Annotated in this window: 22 protein-coding genes; 11 read left to right on the top strand and 11 right to left on the bottom strand. The window is 66.4% G+C overall.

What is annotated here, in order from left to right; genetic code table 11:
• Positions 1-90: 90 nt before the first annotated feature.
• Positions 91-1992, top strand: a complete 1902-nt coding sequence (locus tag ACIP5Y_RS09880; protein WP_400349364.1) for a CocE/NonD family hydrolase — start codon at positions 91-93, stop codon at positions 1990-1992.
• Between the two features lie 54 nt (positions 1993-2046).
• Here the strand turns inward: ACIP5Y_RS09880 and ACIP5Y_RS09875 are convergent, their stop codons facing one another.
• Positions 2047-2391: a hypothetical protein gene (locus tag ACIP5Y_RS09875; RefSeq protein WP_400349362.1), complete on the bottom strand. Its 345-nt coding sequence runs from the start codon at positions 2389-2391 to the stop codon at positions 2047-2049.
• Positions 2392-2465: 74 nt separating this feature from the next.
• Here ACIP5Y_RS09875 and ACIP5Y_RS09870 point away from each other — a divergent pair, with 74 nt between their 5' ends.
• Both ACIP5Y_RS09870 and ACIP5Y_RS09865 read left to right on the top strand, forming a co-directional pair.
• Positions 2466-2777, top strand: coding sequence for an ArsR/SmtB family transcription factor (locus tag ACIP5Y_RS09870; RefSeq protein ID WP_400349361.1), 312 nt, complete (start codon positions 2466-2468; stop codon positions 2775-2777).
• The gene (locus ACIP5Y_RS09865; RefSeq protein ID WP_400349360.1) at positions 2774-3313 is read left to right on the top strand and encodes an SRPBCC domain-containing protein; all 540 of its coding nucleotides are present in this window, start codon (positions 2774-2776) and stop codon (positions 3311-3313) included. The genes ACIP5Y_RS09870 and ACIP5Y_RS09865 overlap by 4 nt, the downstream gene beginning before the upstream one ends.
• A 73-nt stretch (positions 3314-3386) precedes the next feature.
• Here the strand turns inward: ACIP5Y_RS09865 and ACIP5Y_RS09860 are convergent, their stop codons facing one another.
• Positions 3387-4124, bottom strand: coding sequence for a hypothetical protein (locus ACIP5Y_RS09860; protein ID WP_400349359.1), 738 nt, complete (start codon positions 4122-4124; stop codon positions 3387-3389).
• A 756-nt stretch (positions 4125-4880) separates the two neighbouring features.
• Between ACIP5Y_RS09860 and phoU the strand changes: the two genes are divergently transcribed.
• The 3 genes from phoU to ACIP5Y_RS09845 all read left to right on the top strand — a co-directional run bounded on the left by phoU (position 4881) and on the right by ACIP5Y_RS09845 (position 8183).
• Entirely contained in the window at positions 4881-5549 is a 669-nt protein-coding gene (gene phoU / locus ACIP5Y_RS09855; RefSeq protein ID WP_400349357.1) for a phosphate signaling complex protein PhoU, read from the top strand.
• Positions 5550-5637: 88 nt separating this feature from the next.
• Positions 5638-7107: a glyceraldehyde-3-phosphate dehydrogenase gene (locus ACIP5Y_RS09850; RefSeq protein ID WP_400349355.1), complete on the top strand. Its 1470-nt coding sequence runs from the start codon at positions 5638-5640 to the stop codon at positions 7105-7107.
• A 236-nt stretch (positions 7108-7343) separates the two neighbouring features.
• On the top strand, positions 7344-8183 hold the full coding sequence (locus ACIP5Y_RS09845) for a helix-turn-helix domain-containing protein (RefSeq protein WP_400349354.1): 840 nt from the start codon (positions 7344-7346) through the stop codon (positions 8181-8183).
• On the opposite strand, the gene ACIP5Y_RS09840 is transcribed toward ACIP5Y_RS09845, so the two are convergent.
• The 4 genes from ACIP5Y_RS09840 to ACIP5Y_RS09825 all read right to left on the bottom strand — a co-directional run bounded on the left by ACIP5Y_RS09840 (position 8152) and on the right by ACIP5Y_RS09825 (position 11191).
• Positions 8152-8967 (bottom strand): alpha/beta fold hydrolase, encoded by an 816-nt coding sequence (locus ACIP5Y_RS09840; RefSeq protein WP_400349352.1) that lies wholly within the window; start codon positions 8965-8967, stop codon positions 8152-8154. The two genes, ACIP5Y_RS09845 and ACIP5Y_RS09840, sit on opposite strands and share 32 nt — an antisense overlap.
• Positions 8968-9079: 112 nt before the next feature.
• A complete protein-coding gene (locus ACIP5Y_RS09835) occupies positions 9080-9997 on the bottom strand; it encodes a 1,4-dihydroxy-2-naphthoyl-CoA synthase (RefSeq protein ID WP_400351218.1) in 918 nt (305 codons plus the stop codon).
• Between the two features lie 78 nt (positions 9998-10075).
• Positions 10076-10327 (bottom strand): hypothetical protein, encoded by a 252-nt coding sequence (locus ACIP5Y_RS09830; RefSeq protein WP_400349350.1) that lies wholly within the window; start codon positions 10325-10327, stop codon positions 10076-10078.
• A 207-nt stretch (positions 10328-10534) separates the two neighbouring features.
• Positions 10535-11191, bottom strand: a complete 657-nt coding sequence (locus ACIP5Y_RS09825; RefSeq protein WP_400349348.1) for a maleylpyruvate isomerase family mycothiol-dependent enzyme — start codon at positions 11189-11191, stop codon at positions 10535-10537.
• 46 nt (positions 11192-11237) lie between these two features.
• On the opposite strand from ACIP5Y_RS09825, the gene ACIP5Y_RS09820 reads away from it, so the two are divergent.
• A complete protein-coding gene (locus tag ACIP5Y_RS09820; protein WP_400349346.1) occupies positions 11238-12188 on the top strand; it encodes a MerR family transcriptional regulator in 951 nt (316 codons plus the stop codon).
• Here ACIP5Y_RS09820 and ACIP5Y_RS09815 read toward each other — a convergent pair.
• Positions 12158-12631, bottom strand: a complete 474-nt coding sequence (locus ACIP5Y_RS09815; protein ID WP_400349344.1) for a DUF6194 family protein — start codon at positions 12629-12631, stop codon at positions 12158-12160. The genes ACIP5Y_RS09820 and ACIP5Y_RS09815 overlap by 31 nt on opposite strands.
• Before the next feature lie 62 nt (positions 12632-12693).
• Here ACIP5Y_RS09815 and ACIP5Y_RS09810 point away from each other — a divergent pair, with 62 nt between their 5' ends.
• Positions 12694-13437: a MerR family transcriptional regulator gene (locus tag ACIP5Y_RS09810; protein WP_400349343.1), complete on the top strand. Its 744-nt coding sequence runs from the start codon at positions 12694-12696 to the stop codon at positions 13435-13437.
• A 355-nt stretch (positions 13438-13792) separates the two neighbouring features.
• Here ACIP5Y_RS09810 and ACIP5Y_RS09805 read toward each other — a convergent pair whose 3' ends face one another.
• The 3 genes from ACIP5Y_RS09805 to ACIP5Y_RS09795 are packed head-to-tail and all read right to left on the bottom strand — an operon-like array spanning position 13793 to position 16203.
• Positions 13793-14524, bottom strand: a complete 732-nt coding sequence (locus ACIP5Y_RS09805) for a hypothetical protein (RefSeq protein WP_400349341.1) — start codon at positions 14522-14524, stop codon at positions 13793-13795.
• A 44-nt stretch (positions 14525-14568) separates the two neighbouring features.
• Complete coding sequence (locus ACIP5Y_RS09800; protein ID WP_400349339.1) at positions 14569-15174, bottom strand: isochorismatase family protein; 606 nt, start codon at positions 15172-15174, stop codon at positions 14569-14571.
• 45 nt (positions 15175-15219) lie between these two features.
• Positions 15220-16203 (bottom strand): GlxA family transcriptional regulator, encoded by a 984-nt coding sequence (locus tag ACIP5Y_RS09795; protein ID WP_400349337.1) that lies wholly within the window; start codon positions 16201-16203, stop codon positions 15220-15222.
• Between the two features lie 191 nt (positions 16204-16394).
• On the opposite strand from ACIP5Y_RS09795, the gene ACIP5Y_RS09790 reads away from it, so the two are divergent.
• From ACIP5Y_RS09790 to gcl, 3 genes are read left to right on the top strand one after another with little or no spacing between them, the layout of a single operon-like run.
• Complete coding sequence (locus ACIP5Y_RS09790) at positions 16395-17219, top strand: hydroxypyruvate isomerase family protein (RefSeq protein ID WP_400349336.1); 825 nt, start codon at positions 16395-16397, stop codon at positions 17217-17219.
• 34 nt (positions 17220-17253) lie between these two features.
• Positions 17254-18144: a 2-hydroxy-3-oxopropionate reductase gene (locus tag ACIP5Y_RS09785; protein WP_400349334.1), complete on the top strand. Its 891-nt coding sequence runs from the start codon at positions 17254-17256 to the stop codon at positions 18142-18144.
• A 2-nt stretch (positions 18145-18146) separates the two neighbouring features.
• Positions 18147-19922 (top strand): glyoxylate carboligase, encoded by a 1776-nt coding sequence (gcl, locus tag ACIP5Y_RS09780; protein ID WP_400349332.1) that lies wholly within the window; start codon positions 18147-18149, stop codon positions 19920-19922.
• 37 nt (positions 19923-19959) lie between these two features.
• Here the strand turns inward: gcl and ACIP5Y_RS09775 are convergent, their stop codons facing one another.
• Positions 19960-20697: an IclR family transcriptional regulator gene (locus tag ACIP5Y_RS09775; protein ID WP_400349330.1), complete on the bottom strand. Its 738-nt coding sequence runs from the start codon at positions 20695-20697 to the stop codon at positions 19960-19962.
• Between the last annotated feature and the right edge of the window lie 30 nt (positions 20698-20727).

Here is a 20727-nt window from a genome sequence, read left to right as displayed (position 1 = left end):
TCTGGGACAATTTTTATGGTCTGCTCACGCCCGTTCCTGTTCGGCGTTACCGTGGTCGCAATGGCCGGGTTCGGGGTGAGAGGAGACGCCGTGGTTGCGCCGGGTAGGCATGATGCTGGGGCGGTTTCGGTGGGGGCGCGGTTCGATATCGGGCCGGCGCAATATCCGGTGGCGCATTTGGATGCGACCGTCGGGATTCCGATGTCGGATGGGGTGGTGTTGTGTGCGGACCTGACTCGGCCTGCTTATCGGCGGGCGGAGCCGGCGGATGGCGCGTTTCCGGTGGTCGTGAACTTCACGCCGTATAACCGGTTGGGGAATCGGTATATCGGGCGGATGGCTCGGGTGGCGCGGCGGGTAGGGCGGGTGGTGCGAGGGTCGGATCGGCGGCGGTTCACCGGGCGGGATCTGCTGCATACGCCCGCCGGGGGTGCCGTTGATGTGTTCGCGACCAATCGGACCCTGGTGGAGCGCGGGTATGCCGATCTGGTGGTGGATGTGCGAGGGACCGGATCCTCCACTGGCGCTTGGGATTTCTTCAGTCCACGGGAGCATCGGGACTATGTCGAGGTGATCGACTGGGTCAGGGAGCAGCCGTGGTGCGATGGGCATATCGCGGTGACCGGTATTTCGTACGGGGCTATAGCCGCGCTCATTGTTGCCGGGGAGCGGCCCGCGGGGCTGGATGCGGTGTTCGCCATGGTGGCCGGGGAGGATCCTGTTCGGGAGCTCGGGCTCACCGGCGGGGTGCCCACGCCGGGGATGGCGTTGTGGATGGCGGTCGTGAATGCCGGGAAGTTCATGCCTTCGCCACGGGGGCTGATCCGGAATGGACTGCTGGGGGCGTATCTGCGTGATCGGCTCGGTGATCCGGTCAGCGGATTGGGGAAGGCGGCGCGTATCGCGGCGACGGAGGGGCACCCCGATGGTTTCCTCAACGATCAATGGGCCGAACGTCTTCCGAAGTTCGAGGACATTGCGGCGCCGACCTGGATTCTCGGGGCATGGCACGACGTCTATAACCGCTCCAACTTCCGGATGTTCGATCGCATCGGCCTGCCCGGCGGCCGGAAGCAGGTGCTGGTCGACGACGGCTATCACCTCAGCATCGGCGCCGGTTTCGGTGAGCCGGGTAACCCGCCCGCACTGGATGAGTTGCAGTGCGCGTGGTTCGACAAGTGGCTCAAGGGAATCGACAACGGGATCGACGGCTATGGGCCGGTCACCGTGCGTCGGCAGGGCGGCGGTGGATGGGTGTCGCGCCCGGAATTCTCGGACCCGGCCGCGACCGTGCGGCGGCTGTATCTGTCCGGCGCACCCAGTGGCGCGGCCGCGCACGCGGCTGTCGATGCCGCACTGGGCGATACGGCTCCCAGCGCGGGCACACGGCTACCGTTGCCGACCGGCCGCCGTCGCGCGGCCTCCAACAATGCCGCGCTCATGAGTATGGGCGTGACCACGGTGCTGGGCCGGCGCTTCGGTTCCGATGATCGTCTCGCGGAGGCCACCGCGGTCACCTTCACCACCGTGCCGCTGGAAGCCGGCTTGATGTTGTCGGGTCCCATGAATCTGCACCTGCGGGTGGAAGCCGGTGGTACGGAGGCGTTTTGGTCGGTCACCGTCACCGATGTCGAACCCGATGGGGCGTCGGCGCCGCTCACGCGCGGGGCGCTGCTGTCCTCGTTGCGGGCCGTCGACGAGAAGGGCAGTACCTATCTCGATGGTGAACTGCTCTTCCCGCTGCATACGCTGCGCGCCGATTCGGTCCTGCCGGTGGTGCCGGGTGAGCCGTTCGACATCGATATCGAGATCAACCCCACCGAGGCCGTGCTGCGGGCGGGGCACCGGCTGCGGGTCACGGTCGCGTCGGGAAGTTTCCCGCGCCACTGGTTGCCGCCGCATCTGAGCCGAAAGATCAATGGGCAGTGCATTATTCTCGATCCGGAGCACCCGAGCTATCTCACCTTCCCGGCGGTCGGATCGCCGCTGTAGATCAGTGGCGCCCGCTGTCCGGTTGGGTGGCGGGCGCGACCGGGGTCGCGGATGTCATTGCCGCAGTTCGGGAATGGGTTGTTCTTCGAGGACGGTGATCTCGCAGTCGTCGGCCCAGTGCAGGTGGTGGTGGTCCTGGACCATGGCGAGGGCGTCGTCCATGGTTTCGGCCCGCAGGATGGACATGCCGATGATGCCGCTGTCGGTCGCGCTGACGGTGGTGGGTGTGACGCGGCGGGCATTGCCGAGGGGGCGGCCGGGATCGACGAGGCCGGCGCCGATGCGGTCGCTCCAATCCGCCCACAGCTGTAGGCCTTTCGCGGCTTCTTCGGGTGTGGCCCGGGCGAATCGTTCGGCGACGGAGAGGGGTGCGCGGTAGAGGACTATGTATCGCTTCATGACCCGAAGATAGGTGACCAAAAGGTCACATGTCAATGGATATGTGACCTCTGGGTCTCGTATAGGGTGGGGGTGTGGAGGAAGACGCGGTGTTCAAGGCGCTCGCCGATCGCACCCGGCGGCATCTGCTGGACGCGCTGTTCGCCCGCGACGGGCAGACACTGACCGAGCTCGAATCCGATTTGGATATGACCCGGTTCAGCGTGAGCAAGCATCTGCGGCAGCTGGAGGAGGCCGGTCTGGTGGTGGCGGTCCGCAGCGGGCGCAAGAAATTGCACTATCTCAATCCCGTGCCGATCCGGCTGATTCACGACCGGTGGATCGACAAGTTCACCGAACAGCAGATCAGCGCCCTGACCGAGCTGAAGAAGGACCTGGAATCGTGAGTCTCGACGACGTCCTCGCCCGCGCCCGCCGCGAGACGACACAGATCCATCGTGTGATCATCGCCGCCCATGCCACCCGGATCTGGGAGGCCATCACCGATCCGGAGTGGACCGTGCGCTACGGATTCGGCGGCCGCAGCGTGATCGAACCGGAGGTCGGCGGCGCGTTCACGGTGTATGCGCCCGCCGGGCCCAAGCCGGTCGGCAGCGAGTTCGAGGTGCTCATCAATGGGACGGTCACCGATTACGATCCGCCGGTGCTGCTGGGTGCGCGCATCCGCTTCGTCGGCGACCCGAATCTGGCGGGAGAGCCGGAAACCTGTCTGCGGTACGAGATTCGCGATCGCGGGGACGGCACCTGCGCGCTGACCATCATCCATGATGTGGCGGGCGCCCCGCTCATTTCGATCATCGGCTCCGGCGATCTGGAGTCCGAGGGATTCGGCGGCGGTTACCCGTTCATGTTGAGCGACTTGAAAACCCTGCTGGAGACGGGACGTTCATTGCCGGTCAGTCGTCCCGCCCGGAAGGACTGAGCGACGAGAACATGGCGGCGGCCCCGAAAGGCCACCGCCATACCGTGTTCGATTTACTCGATGTGCGGCTTGCTCAGTTGGCCGGAGCCGGAGCGGCCGGGGCGGGCGGGGTGAGGAGATCGCCGGCGAACTGGAACAGTCCCGCGACGATGATCGGCCCGCCGATGAAGATGGTGCCGGCGACAACGCCGATAGCGGCCGCGGCCGCGCCGGTGACCAGGCAGCCGCCGATGGCGCCCGGAACGGTCAGGGTGCCGATGGTGGCGACGGTGGCGCCGGCGCCGAGGATCGCACCGCCCGCGATACAGCCGATGGCCGCGCCGATCACGGTACCGACGAGGGTGCCCACGGCCACGGCGACGGTGGCCACGCTGGACAGGTTGCTGAGCGCCTGGTTGAGGTTGGGGTTGGCGGTGGCGTCGATGTCCTTGATGGTCGGCGCATCCGGGGCCAGCGGCTGACCTGCGGCCGGATCGGTGTTCGGGGTCAGGGTGGCGGTGTCGCCGTCGATCTTCGCGGCGATCGGGAAGGTCTTGCCGTCACGCTGGTAGCTCAGCGGGAAGGTGGCGACGGTGGCGCCGGAGTTGTCGGCGATCTGGAACTGGTTGTCCTTGACCGACATGGAGCCGGCGTCCGTGGCGAGCACGACGGAGTGGTCGACGACGTTCGCCTTGTAGTGGATGCCGGGCGCAATGTCGGTGGTTACCGAGTTGTTGCCGGTATCCGCCGAAGCGGTGTTCGCGGTGACGGCGGTGATCGACAGGGCCGCGATGGCGATGGTGGCGGTCGCGGCGATATTGCGGAACTTCATCAGGGATCTTTCTTCGGATACTTCGAAATTGCGAGGGGGACTGCGGAATTGCGCAGGCGTCAGCGCCCGAGGTCGGCCGGCCGCCGAAATCGGTTGTGGGAGAGTCAAAACGCGGTGTGTTGACCCCGGGTGGGGGTGAGGAGCTGCCGAGAGTTGCTACTCGGATAGGGATCGTCGTTCATTTCGGCCCGCCTCACCTCCTTCGGTTCGGGCGCACGCGGGCGCCGCGAATGCGGGCATATGCCACGGCAGGTTTGATATTCGCTCGGAATCCTCGCTCGGCGAGGGTGTTGCCGACAGTGTTCGATGAACGTGGTTGCCGGCCGCTGCCAATCATGTGGGGACGATTCCTGGGATGTCAATCCGCGGTCGGAAAGAGTGACGCGCGCCGCAGTCGAGAGCCGATACGCACCGCCGAAGGGGTGGTGAGGAGCGAAAAAGGTTGGCCCGTAAAGGTTCCGCATGGAAGCCGCGAGTTCCGCATAGAAGCCGTAAAAGGGTCGGCAGGGATTTGACTTCGGGTCGTCGCGTGATCGACGCTCGGAACGAGAGGGGTGCGGCCCGGTCGTTCGGCTCGGTTTCGCCCCGCATTTTCGTGGAGTCGGCGCGCTCGTGCGTCTCGGCGGCAAGGAGGTGAGGGGCGATATGAAGTCCGGCGACAGTCCGTATCCGGGTCCGGCTCGACAGCACTCGTTCCCAGCTTGCCGCGGCGTGCCCGAATGCACTGCAGCGGTTGACCTTTCGTAAAGGAATCCCATGCGGACCCGCTTCCACGACAATCTCGACGAACTCGCCACGCGTTTACATGCGATGTGCGTGCTCGATCGCACGGCCGTCGCGACCGCGACCCAGGCGCTGCTCGACGCCGACCTGGAGCAGGCTCAGAACGCGATCACGCTCTGTGGCCGGATCGCCGAAATGCGTGAATGCAACGAGCATGCCGCGGTGACCCTGCTCGCCCTGCAAGCTCCCGTCGCCAGTGAACTGCGCCAAGTGGTTTCGGCTCTGCAGCTCGTCGCCGATCTGGCCCGGATGGGTGGCCTTGCCAACCACATCGCCCGAGTCACCCGCTTGCGCCACCCCGCCTGCGCCGTCCCCGAATCGGTACGACCCATCGTCGCCCGCATGGGCGCCGCCGCCATCGCCATGGCCACCAGCGCCGCCGCCGTCCTTATCTCCCGGGACCCCGACGAGGCCACCCACCTCGCCACCCAGGACGACCTCATGGACGAGCTACACCGCTCGCTCCTGGATGCCGTCGTCGCCCCGGACTGGAGTGACGGCGTAACCCCCGCCGTAGACCTCGCCCTCCTGGCCGGCTACTACGAACGCTTCGCCGACCACGCCGTCCGGGTGGGCCACCGGACGATCTTCATCGCCACCGGCCACTCCCCGGACCGCGTGGCCACCCGCCTCTCCGCCTAGCTCACAAGCAGGTAGCGGGCGTTTGTGAAAGTCCTCGCCTCGATAGCATCTGTGGACAGACAGATCTAGGAAACCCCGAGGACTTGTGTTGACTACCGACCACCTTGACCGCTGGAACGCTCACGAAGCTTCGGCGGAGGCGATGATTCCGATTATTGGGAGGCTGTATCGCGAGAAGGGGGTGACCATTCTGCTGCACAGCCGGTCGCTGGTGAACAAATCGGTGATCAGTATTTTGCGCACGCACCGGTTCGCGCGGCAGATCGAGGGGGAGGAGCTGTCGATCGAGGAGACACTGCCTTTCCTCGAGGTGCTGGCCGGGTTGGATGTGGGGCCGTGCAAGATCGATCTCGGGCGTTTGGTGATGGCTTATCGCGCCGATGAGCGCGGGCTCTCGGTTCCCGAGTTCACGGCCGCGGTGCTCGCCGATGTCACCGATGGCAACAAGGCCGAATCGCAGGATCCCCGGGATGTGGTGCTGTACGGGTTCGGGCGGATCGGCCGGCTGGTGGCCCGGCTGCTCATCGAGAAGACCGGCTCCGGCAATGGCCTGAATCTGCGCGCCGTGGTGGTGCGCAAGGGCGGCGAGGGCGATCTCGCCAAGCGTGCGTCGCTGTTGCGGCGGGATTCGGTGCACGGCAAGTTCAACGGCACCATCAAGGTCGACGCCGACAATGACACGATCATCGCCAATGGCAATGTGATCCGGTTCATCTACAGCGATGATCCGGCGACGGTCGACTACACCGAGTTCGGGATCCGCGACGCGATCCTGATCGACAACACCGGGAAATGGCGTGACCGCGAGGGCCTTTCGAAGCACCTGCGGCCGGGCATCGCGAAGGTGGTGCTGACCGCGCCCGGTAAGGGCGATGTCCCGAATATCGTGCATGGTGTCAATCACCTGGGGCTGGATCTGTCCGAGGAGATCTTCTCCTGCGCCTCGTGCACAACGAATGCGATCGTGCCGCCGCTGAAGGCGATGGATGACGAGTTCGGCATCGTCCGCGGTCACGTGGAGACGGTGCATTCGTTCACCAATGACCAGAATCTGCTGGACAACTATCACAAGGCCGATCGTCGCGGCCGTTCCGCGCCGTTCAATCTGGTGCTGACCGAGACGGGCGCGGCCTCCGCGGTCGCGAAGGCGATGCCGTACTTCAAGGCGAAGATCACCGGCAATTCGATTCGCGTTCCCACCCAGGATGTTTCGGTCGCGATCCTGAATCTGCAGCTGGAGCGGGAGACCACGCGGACCGAGGTGCTCGAGTATCTGCGGCGGGTGTCGCTGTCCGGGCCGTTGAGCCGCAACCTCGACTACACCGCGGCCACCGATGTGGTTTCGAGCGATTTCATCGGCTCCCGGGCGGCGTCCATCGTCGACGCCAATGCCGCCATCGTCGATGGCGACACCGCGATTCTGTACCTCTGGTACGACAACGAATTCGGTTATTCGTGCCAGGTGGTGCGGACGGTGCAGTACATCTCGGGTATCGAATATCCGACGTACCCGCGGCTCGGTGTGCCGGACCGGATTCCCGCGGCGGTTGCCGGGTAGTACGGGCTGCCGTCGTGAGGGCTGCGCCCCCTTCGCACAGCCCTCACGACGGGATTGCCATCAGAACATGACGGGATCGCGGGGGTAAAGGTGCGCGAGGCACGCTGTGCGGAGGGACCTCTGACCAGTGGTCGATCCGGTGCGCGGCGGGATCTGCTCTGCCGCTTGAGCTTCCGGGGTGGCGGGCGTCACAGTCGAACGGGCCGTGGTGCGGCGCGGAGAGTATCGTGCTGGCGGTGAACGCTGGCTACGCTTATCCGGGGGGAGTCGAGTCCGACCAACTGCTTGCCCCCAACCTCGCTGATTTCGTCCGGACCCATCGTGCGATTCCGCGGGGACCGGATCATCCGCGTGGCTTCAGCCGGCCCGCGCTCGCCGCGCTCTGTGATGTCAGCGCCAGTTATATCGCGCAGATCGAGCAGCGCGAGAAGATGTCGCCCAGCCCGGAAGTGGTGGATGCGATCGCTCGCGCGCTGGAGCTGACTCCTGCCGAGCGGCAGCACATGCACAATCTCGCGGCCCCGAAAACGCCCGGCCCGCGCACGCACGCGCCGCTGCCGGTGACGCGGATGCGCGAGCGGATCAGCGATGACCTGCGCGCCGCCGCCGGCGATCTGGCACCGCATCTGTCGGGTTATGTCGACGAGCGGTGGAATGTGTTGTGGGCCAATCGGGATTACGACCGGGCCTATCCGCGACTATTGGAAGTCGAGAACATCCTGGTCTGGTTCTTCCTGGTGCCCGAGTCACGGCACGTGATGATGGAGTGGGAGGACGAGGCGCGGCTCACGGTGAACTGGTTCCGCTGGCATATGGGCCGATACCAGAATCCGCAGTGGGCGCTGGATCTGCTCGGCCGGCTCAGTGAATGCGAGGCGTTCCGGGCCATGTATTCGGCCGAACGCGTCGATTTCGAGCGGCACCAGCCATTGATGCATCTACGGGATCCGGACACGCGGCAGCCGTACAGCGTGCGGGTCCGGATCACCGATGTGCCCGGGGTGGATGCGCCTTTTCAGTGGTTCATCGGCATCCGGCAGCCGTTCAGTGGGCCGGAGAGCCTGTTGTCCGAGTGAGGAATTCACCGATCGCCTGATTGACGGGCTCCGGATCGGTCCAGTTCGCCGCGTGCCCGGAGCCGAGGATGGTGACCACCGGACCGGAGTTCGGGAGCCCGGCCGCCAGCGCCGCGGACTTCTCGGCGGTGCTGGACCCGTCGTGTTCGCCGCGCGTCACCAGGGCGGGGCAGGTGATCTCGTGCAGTCGTTCGACGACGGAATCGCGTTCGATCAGATTGTCGGCGGCGCGCTGGATCGCGGGCCGGTCGCTGACCGCCCACTTCGCCCGCCACGGCGCCTGATCGGCCGCCGTGCCGCCGATCAGTTGCGGCGCCAGGTTGTCCGACAGGACCGAGATCGGCACTTCGAGATTCGTCCAGGCGCCGAAGAGTTGGCGGTATTCGTCCTTCTGCTCCTCGGTGCAGGCGCCGGCCTCGGTATCGAGCAGGATGAGTGCGTCGACGCGTCCGGGCGCCAGCAGTGCGGCGCGCAGGGCCGCGAAGCCGCCCTGCGACATGCCGCCCACGACAGCGTGTTCGACGCCGGCGGCGTCCATGACGGCGAACATGTCGCGGGCCGAATCCCAGTAGGTGAACGGCTGATCCGTCTCGCTGACGGTGCCGCCGTGGCCGCGGGCGTCCCAGCACAGCACTCGGAAGCCCTTGGCCTCCAGGTATTCCACCTGCGGTGCGAACATCGAGAGGTCCATGAAGAACCCGTGTCCCAGCACCACGGTGGGACCGCCGCGCTCACCGGAGTCGGTGTAGAAGGTGCGGGCCCCATCGGTTTTGACGTACGGCATTGCCGTAGCGTAGCCGTGCTCGCACCCGGCTGTCGCGGCCCGGGGTGCACTCTGTGCAGAGGTGAGCACGGGCCGGGACAGGGTGGCGAAAACGGTTCTGGCGCAGTTGGGCTCAGAAGTACCAGGGGTAGGGGGTCCAGTCGGGGTCGCGTTTCTGGAGGAAGGCGTCGCGGCCTTCGACGGCTTCGTCGGTCATGTAGGCGAGGCGGGTGGCTTCGCCGGCGAAGAGTTGTTGTCCGACGAGGCCGTCGTCGGTGAGGTTGAAGGCGTATTTGAGCATGCGGATGGCTTGGGGGGATTTGCCGAGGATTTCGGCGGTCCACTCGAGTGCTACGTCTTCGAGTTGTTCGTGGTCGATGACGGCGTTGACCGCGCCCATCTGGTGCATTTCCTCGGCGGTGTAGGGGCGGCCGAGGAAGAAGATTTCGCGGGCGTGCTTCTGTCCGACCATTTTGGCGAGGTAGGCGCTGCCGTAGCCGGCGTCGAAGCTGCCGACGTCGGCGTCGGTTTGTTTGAAGCGGGCGTGTTCGCGCGAGGCGAGGGTGAGGTCGCAGACGACGTGCAGGGAGTGTCCGCCGCCGGCGGCCCAGCCGTTGACGAGGGCGATGACGACCTTGGGCATGAAGCGGATGAGGCGTTGGACTTCGAGGATGTGCAGGCGTCCGGCGCGGGCGGCGTCGACGGTGTCGGCGGTGTCACCGGAGGCGTATTGGTAGCCGTTGCGGCCGCGGATGCGCTGGTCGCCGCCGGAGCAGAAGGCCCAGCCGCCGTCTTTGGGGGAGGGGCCGTTGCCGGTGAGCAGGACCGCGCCCACATCGGGGGTCATGCGCGCGTGGTCGAGGGCCTGGTAGAGCTCGTCGACGGTGTGGGGGCGGAAGGCGTTGCGGACTTCGGGGCGGTCGAAGGCGATGCGTACGGTGCCTTGTTCGATGTGCCGGTGATAGGTGATGTCGGTCAGGTTCTCGAACCCGGGCACCGCTTTCCACAGATCTGCTTTGAAGGTCACCGGTCCACCATAGTGACTATGCATCATGTCAGATCGGTGGGGCCCATTTTCCGCGTGCATTGCAGCAATTGGGGAAAACCTTGGCGTGCAGTGCTTTTCGAGCTAATCGTGCTCGGGCTGGATCCAATGCGGATGTGCGGCCGCGAGATGCGCGTCGATCACCGCCTCGACCCGTTCCCGCCACCGCGGATTGTCCAGGGTGGTGTTCTCGTCGTGAAACCACCGGCAGCCCGGCGTCGGACAGACGAACCGATAGGTACCGAGGTTGTCGATGCGGCCGCCGGGGCTGATCCGGCGTCTGCGGATCTCTCCGGTGTCACCGTGTTCGGCGAATGCCGAAAGTTCGTCTCCCACCGGGATACTCGACCACAGTTCGATACGCGGGCGACACTTACGGACCATCCGGTACCCGATCTTGTGACAAGTCCCACCGCGGAATTCCCTTTTCCGCGTTCGACTTGCGCGATGACGGGGGTTTACCCCTAAAATTCGTTGCGGGCCGACCCGTATACCCCCCCAACGGTGTTGGCCCACTGCACGGCAGCCTTTCGACTCCGGTTGTCAGCTGCCGATGATGTCGATGTCGCCGGGCCAACTCCCCCCTTCGCCCGGCGGCATCGCGCAGATAACGGGGAGCTCGAATCCTGGCCGTCCGCCGAGAAGAAGCAATAACGCGGCGGCGGGAGCTTCGACGATGCGACCGTCGCCGGCGGACCAGTCGGCATCGGTCGCCACGAGGCGGTAACCGGCGAACTTCTCGCGGGACCTGAAGGTATCCGCGGTCCAGACCCGTTCGAGGGCCACTCGGGTTGCGGCGGTATGCATTTCGCGGCGGATGCCGAGAGGCATCGCGATGTCCTGGCCGTGGACGAGCAGGTCCATCAGGCGGTCGGCGGGAGTGGTGCCGAGGACGGTCTTGCGCAGCGTGGCGCCGTCTCGCAGCTGGTCGAGCAGCTGGGCCGTCGTGGTGTTGCGGGCGTGCCGGATGGCGGTATCGCGAATCATGCCGTGCAGATTGCCGCGAGCGCGGACCAGCTCGAGCAGAATCGTGCTCGCGCTCGGGTTTCCGGACAACACGATATGTGCGACGACATCGCGAACTCGCCACCCGGCGCAGAGCGAAGGGTGATTCCATTGGTCTTCGGACAGTGTCCGCAGTAGTTCGCCGAGGGTGGTTCGTTCGGTGGCGACGGCTTGCCAGATCTGTTCGGGCGTCATGGTTCGCTACGGTAGGAATTCCACCCGGGTGGAGGTGCAAGGGATTGTGACGGGCGACACACGCAACAGGTTGATCGGCATCGGGGAGCTGTCGCGATCGACCGGGGTACCGGTCCGGACCATCCGGTTCTATTGCGACGAAGGAGTGCTGGGCTCGAGCCGCAGTTCCGTCGGGCATCGGGTGTTCGACCCCGCCACCGCCGTCGAGCAATTGCTGCTGGTCCGGCGGCTCCGGGCGCTGGGCATCGGTCTCGATCCGATCATGGCCGTCCTCACCGGCGCCTCGACGGTGGCGGAGGCGATCGCTGCCGAACGCGGTGCGCTCGACGACGAACTGGCCGCCCTGACCTGGCGGCGCGCCTCGCTGCTGGCGGTCGAGGACGCACCGCCGGAGGAGCGGGCCGAGCGCCTGGAAGTGCTTGCCGCGGTACAGGATCGATACCGCGTGTACGACTCGATGGTGGCTTTCTGGCGTGAGCTGCTCGACCCGTTGTCGCCCGACCTGCTGGACGGCTTCATTCTCATGAACGTGCCGGACCTGACGACCGATCCGGACCCGCGTCATATCGTCGCTTACGCCGAACTCGCAATGTTGGTCGCCGATCCCGGATTTCGCGCGGTCATGTCACGACAACTCTGGCGGTCGGACGAAACGCGGATCCGGCACAAGCGGCCACTCCTCACCGGAGTGGCCGAGGCATGCGAATCCGCCGGTCACCTGATCCTCGCGCAGCAACCGCCCCGGCCGGGGCCCGAACTGGACCGGTTCGTCGACGCTCACGCCTCCGCCCGCGGCATCCGCGATACGCCACGGTTCCGGCAGCAACTGCTGAGCGGCGCAACCGATTCCGATCCCCGCATTCATCAATATTGGACTCTCACGGGTGAAGTCATCGGAGCCATGACCACGGGCGCCGCACAGGACTGGTTGTACCGGGCGCTCGAGCAATCGGCCGGTCCGGACGGTCATCCGCGCGATTCGGTGCGGCGTTCGTAGCGGGCGCGGGCACGATCGTGGGCTGTCCGTAGGAGGTCCATGGCCGGGGCTTCGGTGCGGGCGCCCGGGTTCACGACCGCCAGCCATGCGGCGCCGCCGTAGACGGGGTGGGGGAGCAGGGTGTCGGGGATGCTCGGATCGGTGGGGTGGTCGGCGATTTCCTTCGGGGTGTGGCCGGTCTGTGCGAGGAATTCGTCCCGGGTGGCATTGATGTTGAGGCGGAAGGTGTCCGGGCTGTTCAGCCGGGACAGGGTGTCGTCGGGGTAGTCCTTGGTCACGATGGTGGCGAAAGGCTGGACCGTGGTCGGCACCTTGCCGTCGGGGGCGTAGAAGAAGAATTTGTCGCCCCAGGCGATTTCCGGGGTGCCGTCGCCGGGGCCGGGCCGCAGGGTCAGGACGCCGCCGAGGGATTCGATGAAGGTGACGATCTGGTCGATGTTCATGAGTTCCAGCGTTACATTCAAGTCCTTGTGTGGACTTTTCCCTCGAGACGGGAGGTGGAGGCGTGGGAAGTCGCAACTCGGGGCATTTACGCACCGTCGATGTCGCGCGGCTGGCCGGGTACTCGGTGCAGCAGATACGCAATCTGGAGCAGGCGGGGGTGCTGCCTCCGGCGGTGCGAACCGATGCGGGGTATCGGGTGTACGACGAGTCCCATGTGTTGTCGGCGCGTGCCTACGGAAGTCTCGCCGCCGGAGCGGGTCCGGTCGAGGCCAGGAAGATCATGCGGGCGGCACATACGCTTCCGGGCTCGGGGATGCTCGCGCTGCTCGACGCGGCGCATGCCCGGCTCGATCAGGAGCGGCGTGATCTGGAATTCGCGACGACGGCTGCCCGGGTGATCGCGGACGAACCCATCGCGGATGTGCGGCGGTCGGACGATATGAGCATTTCCGAGCTGGCGAATGCGCTCGGCGTGCGGTCCTCCGCGTTACGGCATTGGGACGCAGAGGGTTTGGTGGTGCCGAGCCGGGGCGGCAGCCGGGCCGCGCGCAGATACGCCCCAGAGGATGTCCGCGATGCGCGGATCGTGCACCAGCTGCGCTCGGCAGGCTACCGCATCACCCAATTGCGGGAATTGATGCCGCAGTTGCGAGGGGAACGGCGGTGGGAGGCCGTCATGGCGGGCCTGGCCGCCCGGGGCGCGAGTATCGAAGCACGATCCCGGGCTTTGTTCGAGGGCGGCGCCGCGCTCGGTGCGGCGATCGCAGCGACGAATTCCGCAGGGCAGCAGTCTGTTCCGGAGTGATGCCGGGTGGTCGAAAGGAGGAAGCCCTGGGGTCTAGCCTGCCCCAGGGCCTCGGTGTCCGCCCATTTGCGGCACGCCGACACGTTTAAGAACGGGTTCAGTTTCAAGTTAACCTGGCGCTCTGCGATTGAGCTACGGCCCATTGGTGGCTGAGCCGGCGGGAGTTGAACCCGCAACCTCCAGGCTGACAATCCGTTCTCTCGATTCGGCGATCGGCGGCGAATACTGAAACTGGAGCGATAATGTGAGTTTGATGGCCTGCTGTGCCGTGCTGTTGCACGGCGGCCGTCACATTGAACTTCTGTTTCAGCTTGCGCTCCTTGCGCATTACCGACTGTAGTCGGCGCCGCCCGGTTCAGCCAAACAAATATCCGAAGATCTCCGCGCCCGTGTGCAGCTGCGTGATCTCGGCATTATTGGCCTCCTCGCGCGCGAATTTCACTGCGTGCTGCAGCTTTTCGACGCGTTCGGCGAGCTCGTTGACGCGCTTGGCGGGCAGCGCGCCGGAGAACTTGATGGTCCGCCAGAAGCCGACCACCACATCCTCGTGATACACCTCGACCTGCGCCGGATGCTTCTCCGTCGCTTCGGCTTTCACGTGATTGCGCGGAATCTTCTTGGTGCGCACGGTCTGCACCGGCTCGGTGGCGTAGCAGTCGGCGGAGGCGTCGTATTCCCACGACTCGGACGCGTCCAGCACCGGCAGTTTGCGGACGAAGGTGTGCAGGTCCACGAGCTGCTTCTCCAGGAACAGCAGATAGGTGACCGGCGCATCCTTCACCAGCGTGCGCCCGTCCACCACCACATCGGCCTTGGCCGTGCAGTTCGCCCAATCCTTGGTGGCGACAACGTCGAACAGTTTGGTCAGAATGTCGGCGGTAGCCTTCAATACCTCCTCCGACTTCACCTGCACCCGGGTCGACTCGGGCGGCAACTGCTCACCCTCCTCGTCCTTCGGGCGATAGGTGCGCGAAATGCCGCTCAGCAGTGGATTCTTTCCCAGCTGGTGATGGGCCTCGGTGAGTTCGGAGAAGGTCCGGGACTTGATCCCTTTCTCTACGGCGACAATCTGATTCAAACGTGTCATGCCGGGCACTGTATCGGTGATCGTCGCCCGATAACCAGTGGTTTTCAGTTCAGCAGGTCGTCGAGAGCAGGGGCGACGAGGCCGAAAAGGTCGGAAATGGTGGTGAGGGCGGCGGCCTGCAGGGCGGCGGGCGTGAGAACCGTGCCGTCCGGGCCTTCGAGGGGGCGGGTGGCGGTGGCTTCGGCGAGGACGGTGGGGCGGTAGCCGAGGTTGAAAGCGCCTTGGGCGGTGAAGGTTACGCACATGTGGGTCATGAATCCCGCCAGGATGAGATCCGGGCCGGCGTCGAGCCGCTGCAGGGTGTCTTGCAGGTCGGTCTCGTGGAAAGCGTTGGGGAACTGCTTGATCACGGTCGGCTCATCGGCGATCGGGGCGAGTTCCGCACTGATGGAACCGATTTCGGCTCGGATGTCGTAGGGAGTGCCCGGGCCGCCGTCATTGACGACGTGGATGATCGGCCGGGACAGCGCGCGGGCGGCGGCCAGCAGGCGAGCGCCGGCGGCGATCGCGGCGTCGGCCTCGGGGAGCGCCATAACGCCTGTGCGGTAGGTGTTCTGGAAGTCGATCAGGATCACGGTGGCGTCGGCCAGCCGGGGGAGCTGGTTGTCGAGACCGATCACACTGCGAAGGGTGGTCGAGGCAGTCGTCATTACTCTTCCTTCTGTTCAGGTTGGGTCAGGCTGTTTCAGGTCGGGTCAGACAGTGGTGCGGAAGCGGCGGCGGTAAGCGCCGGGGCCGGTGGCCAGTTGGCGGTGGAAGGCTCGGTGCAGGGTTTCCACCGAGCCGAGGCCGACCGTGCGGGCGATCTGGAGCAGGGGATGATCGGTGGTTTCGAGGAGGCGGCGCGCGGCTTCGACACGGGCGGCCTCGACGTAGGCGGCCACCGTGGCGCCCATTTCCTGCCGGAAGACCCGCGTGAAATGTCGTTCGCTCAAGCACATTCGGGCGGCGAGTGTGGCGGTGGACAGGTCGGCGTCGAGGTGTTCGCCTATGTAGAGGCGTAATTCGTCGATATCGCGCCGGGCGGGGGCGGGCCAGCTCAGGGGCACGCTGAACTGGCTCTGACCGCCCTGCCTGCGCAGATAGACGACCAGCTGCCGCGCGACGGCGAGGGCGAGGTCTTCGCCGTGGTCCTCGGCCACCAGCGCGAGGGACAGATCGAGGCAGGCGCTGATGCCGGCGCCGGTCCAGACCCGCCCGGATCGGACGAAGATCGGATCGGGGTCGACCGCTATCTCCGGATGCTCGGCAGCCAGCTGATCGGCGGTGGACCAGTGCGTGGTCGCGGTGCGGCCGTCCAGCAGTCCGGCCGCTGCCAGGAGATGCGCTCCCACGCAGACGGAAGCGAGGCGGCCGGTGCGCGGGGCGACCCGCCGCAGCCAGGCGACCACCTCGTCGTCGATGCGCGCGACCGGTCCGGACGGTGCAAGATTCACCGCGCCCGGCACGATCAACGTGTCGATCGGCCCGTCGAGGTCGTCGAAGGCGAGGTCGGTCAGCAACCGCACGCCCGCGGACGTGGTCACCGGCCCGCCGCCGGGCCCGGCCAGCCGCACGTCGTAGCCGGCTTGCCCGCCGCTCTCCCGGTTGGCCAGCGCGAACACTTCGGCGGGCCCGGTGACGTCGAGCAGGTCGACGTCCGGGAAGACCGCGATGATGACGCGATGGCTGGATGGCATGTCACCTATCCTCTTGCCCGCCGGGTGTGTCCGCAATGACGGATAACTGTCACATTCGGCCATGTCCGATTGTGATGTTCGGCGGCTGCGACCGGCCGGATTACCGATCCCTTGACTGGTATTGACCTGGGAAATTAGCATGTTCCGCATAGAGGAATTCTTTTTCCGCATTATGGAAAACTGGAGGAACTGTGGGCCATTCGCTTCGGTACGCCGTCAACTGCTCGATCCTGTTCACGGAACTGCCGCTGCTCGAGCGGGCCGGGGCGGCGGCGCGCGCCGGATTCCGGGCCGTCGAATTCTGGTGGCCGTTCGATACCTCGGTCCCCGGCGACAAGCAGGTGGACGAGTTCGTCGCATCCGTGCGGGACGCCGGAGTCGCCGTGGTGGGCCTCAACTTCGCCGTCGGCAATATGCCTGCCGGCGACCGCGGCCTCACCTCCTGGGTGGGCCGGGAACAGGAATTCAAGGACAGCACCGCGATCACCGTCGGCATTGCCGAGCAACTGGGCTGCCCGCAGTTCAATGTGCTCTACGGCAACCGGCGCCCGGACAGCACGCCGGAGCGGCAGGACGAACTGGCCGTGGCGAACTACGCGTTCGCGGCCGATGCGGTAGCGCGCATCGGCGGCTGGATCCTGGTGGAACCGGTCAGCGGCATCGACAGCTATCCACTGAAGACCGCCGCCGACGTGCTCGCGGTCATCGACCGGGTGCAGCGGCACTCCGGCGCGGAGAACATCGGACTGCTGGCGGACCTCTACCACCTCGCGGTCAACGGCGACGACGTCGACAAGGTGATCGCCGAGCACACCGGCCGCATCGCACACGTGCAGATCGCCGACAGCCCCGGCCGCGGCGAACCCGGCACCGGCAAGCTGCCGCTCGAGCGTCAGGTCGAAGACCTCGAGGCGCGTGGCTACCGCGGCTGGGTCGCCCTCGAGTACAAGCCGTCGAGCACCACCGCCGAGAGCCTCGAATGGCTACCGCGCGAGCGTCGCGCGCTCGGCGCCTGATCCACTGGCACACAACGAATTTCAGGGGCTTTTCATGACGGACATCGCATTCATCGGCTTAGGGATCATGGGTAGTCCCATGGCCGTTCATCTGGCGAAGGCGGGACATCAGGTCACCGCCTACGCACGCACCGAGGCCAAGGCCGCGCCACTGGTCGCGGCCGGCGGGCGCGCCGCCGCCTCCATCGCAGACGCGGTCAAGGGCGCCGAGGTCATCTGCCTCATGGTGCCGGATTCACCCGACGTGCAGGACGTGCTGGCCGGCGAGGGCGGGGTGTTCGACAGTGCCCGGGCGGGCGCGCTGATCATCGACTTCTCCAGCATCCGGCCCGATGTCGCCGTCGAACTCGGCAAGCAGGCCGCGCAGCGCGGCTTCCGGCTGCTGGACGCCCCCGTCTCGGGCGGGGAGGCGGGCGCGGTCGCGGCCACGCTGTCGATCATGGTCGGCGGCGCCGCCGCGGACTTCGCGGAGGCCCGGCCGATTCTCGACGCCGTCGGCAAAACCGTTGTGCACGTGGGCCCCAGCGGTTCCGGGCAGACGGTCAAGGCGGCCAATCAGCTCATCGTGGCGGCCAATATCCAGGCCCTGTCCGAGGCCGTGGTGTTCCTCGAGGCGTACGGCGTGGATACCGAGGCGGCCCTGCGCGTGCTGGGCGGCGGGCTCGCCGGATCGAAGGTGCTGGACCAGAAGCAGGGCAATATGCTCTCGCGCTCCTTCACCCCCGGATTCCGGATCGACCTGCACCACAAGGATTTGGGGATCGTGACGGCGGCGGCGCGTGAAGCCGGTGTCGTCGTTCCGCTCGGCGCGCTGGTCGCGCAATTGATGGCTTCGGCCAAGGCGAACGGCGACGGCGGACTCGACCACAGTGCCCTGCTGCGCGGGGTGGAGCGCCTGAGTGGGCGCGCGGAGAAGGAGAACTGACCATGGCTCGGATGCGCGCGGTCGATGCCGCGGTCCTGATTCTCGAAAAAGAAGGCGCTACACAGGCTTTCGGCCTGCCGGGCGCCGCGATCAACCCGTTCTACAGCGCCATGAAGGCGCACGGCGGGATCAAGCACGTGCTGGCCCGCCACGTCGAGGCCGCCTCGCACATGGCCGAGGGCTACACCCGCGCGGCAGCGGGGAACATCGGCATCTGCGTCGGCACCTCAGGTCCGGCCGGCACCGATATGATCACCGGATTGTATTCCGCCAGTGCGGATTCCATTCCGATCCTGTGCATCACCGGGCAGGCGCCGGTGGCCAAGCTGCACAAGGAGGACTTCCAGGCCGTCGACATCGCCTCGATCGCCGCGCCGGTCGCCAAGTGGGCGGTGACCGTGCTGGAGGCCGCACAGGTGCCGGGCAGCTTCCAGAAGGCGTTCCACCTCATGCGTTCCGGCCGTCCCGGCCCGGTGCTCATCGATCTCCCGATCGATGTGCAGCAGACCGAGATCGAATTCGATATCGACACCTACGAGCCGCTCGAGGTGCACCGCCCGGCCGCGAGCCGCGCGCAGGCCGAGAAGGCGCTGGGGATGCTGGCATCCGCGCGCCGGCCCCTGATCGTGGCCGGTGGCGGCATCGTCAATGCCGATGCCGCCGCACTGCTCGTCGAATTCGCGGAGCTGACAGGGATTCCCGTGGTGCCCACGCTGATGGGCTGGGGCGCCATCGCCGATGATCATCCGCTGCACGCGGGCATGGTCGGTTTGCAGACCTCGCACCGCTACGGCAACGAGACCATGCTGGAATCGGATTTCGTGCTGGGCATCGGCAACCGGTGGGCCAACCGCCACACCGGCGGCATCGAAACCTACACCGCGGAACGCACTTTCGTGCACGTCGATATCGAGCCGACCCAGATCGGCCGGGTCTTCGCCCCCGATTTCGGCATCACCTCCGACGCCGGAGCCGCCCTGCGCGTGTTCCTCGAGGTCGCGCGGGAGCAGCGGGCCGCGGGCACGCTGCCGGATCGCGGCGCCTGGGCCGCGGAAGTGCGGGCGCGGAAGCAGGTGGGGCAGCGCAAGACCCACTTCGAGAACGTGCCCATCAAGCCGCAGCGCGTGTACGAGGAGATGAACCGGGCCTTCGGCCCGGACGTCCGCTACGTCAGCACCATCGGCCTGTCGCAGATTCAGGCCGCGCAGATACTGCACGTGTACCGGCCGCGGCATTGGATCAATGCCGGGCAGGCGGGGCCGCTGGGCTGGACGCTGCCCGCCGCGCTCGGCGTGGCGACGGCGGACCCGGACTCGACGGTGGTCGCCCTGTCCGGCGACTACGACTTCCAGTTCCTCATCGAGGAGTTGGCCGTCGGCGCGCAGTTCAATATCCCGTACATCCATGTGGTGGTGAACAATTCGTACCTGGGCCTGATCCGGCAGGCGCAGCGCGCGTTCAGTATGGACTACTACGTGCAGCTGGACTTCGAGAACATCAACAGCCCGGAGGTCAACGGCTACGGCGTCGACCACCTCAAGGTGGCGGAAGGGCTGGGCTGCAAGGCGATTCGCGTGTTCGAGCCCGACCGCATCGGTCCCGCGCTGGAGGAGGCGAAGAAGCTGATCGCCGAGTTCCGGGTGCCGGTGGTCGTCGAATGCATCCTCGAGCGGGTGACCAATGTGTCCATGGGCCTCGAGATCGACAATATCGTCGAGTTCGAGGAGCTCGCGGCGGGCGCCGCCGACGCGCCCACCGCAATCGCCCTGCTGGACTGAGGGTTCCGGCTCCGAGCCGTCCGCACGTGCGGACGGCTCACCTCATCCGGGCGGTGAGCGCCGCCGCGGCCGCGCTCACCGCCGCGGCGAAACCCGGCTCCGATTCCGCGGTGAGCCGGCTGAACGGAATGTTCACGCTCAAGCTGGCGATGGGCTGCCCGTCCGCGCCCAGCACCACCGCGGCGACCGCGCCCACGTCCGAACGCCATTCCCCGCGATTGACCGCGTACCCGCGCTCGCGGATGTCGGCCAGTTCGGCGCGCAGCTCGCCCGGATCGGTGATCGTGGTGTCCGTATAGCGCGGGAGTTCGTCGGCCAGTAGCTGCCTGAGCGCCTCTGGATTGCTGTGCGCGAGTACGGCTTTCCCGTTGGCGGAGGCGTGCAGCGGCAGTGAATGTCCCAGCGCCATATTGGTGCGCACCGGCTTGTCCGTCTCCAGCCGCTCGATCAGCACCATCTTGCCGTCCTCGGGAACGGTCAGATGGATCGTCTCCTCCGTACGCCTGCGCAGGTCCTCCATGATCGGCAGTGCGGCGCCGCGCAGGCCCAGGTCGCCGCCGGCGCGACTGCCCACGGCCAGCGCCTTCGTGGTCAGTGCCCAGCGGGTGATCTCCCCGCTCGCCGGGCGTATCCAGCCCGCCTCGTCGAGGGTCACCAGTGCGCGTTGCACGGTGCTCTTCGGCATGTCCAGGATTCGGGCCAATTCGCCTACGCCGACCGGTTGCCGCGCGGCGACTTCTTCCAATACTCGCAAGGTATTCAATACATTTCGCAAAGCCTTGACTCCTTCGTCACACATCCCTAA

The organism is Nocardia sp. NPDC088792 (assembly GCF_044750615.1).
GTDB lineage: Bacteria > Actinomycetota > Actinomycetes > Mycobacteriales > Mycobacteriaceae > Nocardia.
This window is presented reverse-complemented; position numbering and strand designations above follow the sequence as displayed.